The sequence below is a fragment of the Streptomyces fuscigenes genome, assembly GCF_021556455.1.
GTDB classification, from domain to species: Bacteria; Actinomycetota; Actinomycetes; order Streptomycetales; family Streptomycetaceae; genus Streptomyces; species Streptomyces fuscigenes.
Genome location: NZ_JAKGCV010000661.1, coordinates 1 through 2,124 on the forward strand (window position 1 = coordinate 1; position 2,124 = coordinate 2,124).

General features: G+C 77.0%; 2 protein-coding genes and 1 pseudogene. All 3 read right to left on the bottom strand.

The genetic code is table 11. The features are described 5' to 3' along the window. Window positions 1-256: pseudogene (locus L1885_RS27495) on the bottom strand (hypothetical protein); the annotation flags it as partial. Then, the gene (locus L1885_RS27500; RefSeq protein WP_235799859.1) at window positions 253-801 is read right to left on the bottom strand and encodes an RNA polymerase sigma factor; all 549 of its coding nucleotides are present in this window, start codon (window positions 799-801) and stop codon (window positions 253-255) included. The pseudogene L1885_RS27495 and the gene L1885_RS27500, both read right to left, overlap by 4 nt. A 120-nt stretch (window positions 802-921) precedes the next feature. Beyond that, window positions 922-1,857 carry a LysR family transcriptional regulator gene (locus tag L1885_RS27505; protein WP_235799860.1) on the bottom strand — a complete coding sequence of 312 codons (936 nt, stop codon included), beginning with the start codon at window positions 1,855-1,857 and terminating at the stop codon, window positions 922-924. Window positions 1,858-2,124 lie beyond the last annotated feature (267 nt).

The following is a 2,124-nucleotide window of genomic DNA, read 5'->3' on the forward strand; positions in this document are numbered from 1 at the left end:
CGAGGAGCCGGCGGTGCACGGCCCCCGCGGGTGTCCGGCGCCGGGCCGGCGGCGGGCCCGCGCCAAGCGCGGTGTCGAGGGAGAGGGCGACCCGGTCGAGCAGCTCGGCCGTGGCGGGGGCGGTGTGCGCGGCGACGTGCGCGCGGCAGGCCGGGCACGTGTCGAGGTGGACCTCGACCGACCAGAGGGCCGCGTCGTCGAGTCCGTGCCCGCCGGCCGCGTAGCGCGTCAGCACGGGGGTGGGGGGATGCGTCACGAGAGGGCCTCCCGCAGCGCGATCCTGGCCCGCCGGGCTCGGGTCTTGACGGTGCCCTCCGGCATGCTGAGCAGCGCCGCCGTCTGGCGGACCGACAAGTCGTCGAGCACCATCGCCTGCATCACCTGCCGCAGTTCGGGCGGCAGCCGCAGCAGCGCCTGTTCGAGGTCCTGGTCCACGCGGTGCGCCAGCACCTCGTCCTCGGCGGCCGGTGCGGTCCGTTCGACGAGGGAGACGGCGGGGACCCGTTCCTGCCGGGCGCGCCGGCGGAAGGCGTCGACGAGGCGGTTGGCGGCGATCGTCCACAGCCAGCCGACGGCGCTGCCGTCGGTCACGGAGCCCGCGTAGCTGCCGGCGGCCCGCCAGACCGCGAGGTAGGTCTCCTGGAGCACGTCGGCGACGACGTCCTCGTCCGAACAGCGGCGGCGGAGCCGCACCGCGAGCCAGGGCGAGGTGCGGCGGTACAGCTCGTCGAACGCCGCCCGGTCCCCTCGGGTGATGCGCCGCACGAGTTCCGCCTCGTCGCAGTCTGCTGTGCCTTTCACGCCCGGATAGACGACGCGACCCCGGATTCGGGTTCTCCGGCGGGCCCGGGCCGTGGGGCGGTGGCCCGGCCGCGCACCGGGAGCACGGCGCCGCGCCGGGCTCCGGCGCGGGTGCGCCGCTCAGTGCGGCAGCACCCAGTCGGGCACCCAGGTCCCGGCGGTGCCGCCGCCCGCCGCCGACGCGGCGAGGTGGGCGCGGAGCGTGGCGAGCGCGGGGTGGGGGTTGTCGCGGTGCCACAGGAGCGAGTGCGGGTAGACGGGCGTCGGGCCGGTCACCGGGACGAGCCGCAGGCCGTGGGAGGCCGGCCACACGAGCCTGGTCCGCCGGCCCATGAACGTGGCCAGGGCCGGGGTGTCGGCGATCGTGTCGAGGAGGGCGTCCGAGCCGAAGTTGGGGCCGGTGGCCTCGATCGTCAGGCCGAACGCGGCGACGAGGTCGTCGTAGTACGCGGCCCATTCGGTGCCGGGGACGACGCCGGGCATCCAGATCCGGTGGCCGGCGAGGTCACCGAGGCGCACGGACCGGGCCCCGGCCAGCGCGTGCCCCGGGCCGGTCAGCAGGTGCAGCGGCTCGTCGGCGACCCGCGCGGAGGCGATGTCCTCGGGCAGGGGCCGGCCGGGCGCGGCGACGGCGCGGAAGGTCGCGTCGATCGCGCCGGAGCGTACGGCGGCGACCGCGGCGTCGATCTCGAACATCGTCACCACGTCGAGTTCGATCTCCGGGTGCGCCTCGTGGAAGGCGCGCATCAGACCGGAGCCGGCGCCGCGCGAGGCGATCACGTCGACGCGCAGCGGGCGGCCGCCGCTGCGCACGGACGTGACCGCGCGTTCGGCCACGCGCAGCAGCTCGCGCGCGTGCGGCAGGAACGCCTGCCCGTCGATGGTGAGTTCGCAGCCGCGCGGGGTGCGGGTGAACAGCCGTACGGCGAGCTCCCGTTCCAGGGCGGCGACGCGCTTGGAGACGGCCTGCTGGGTGACGGCGAGCTCGGCGGCGGCCTCCTGGAACCGTCCCGTGTCGGCGGCCGCGACGAAGGTGCGTACGGCGGTGAGGTCCATGCGGGGACCCTACGGCCACAACCAGTGGTTGTGGCCGGGCGGCCCCCGGGTTGTTTGATCCCTCGTCCCGCGGGCGCTTGGATGCTGCCGGAGCGGCCGGTGGTCGCCGCCCGGTTGTGCGGACGAGGAGCAAGGAGGCGCCGGTCGTGGGGAGTGGGCACCGTCCGGGGGAGCCGCCCGGGCAAGGGGACGGCAGCACGCCGGGGGACGGTGCGCGGCGGGCGCCGGGGCGGCGGGGCGCAGCACGGCCGGGGCCGGAGGGCGGCC

Bases quoted from the DNA above. Each gene is read 5' to 3' on its own strand.
- L1885_RS27505 (WP_235799860.1), bottom strand. From the start codon at position 1,857: ATGGACCTCACCGCCGTACGCACCTTCGTCGCGGCCGCCGACACGGGA.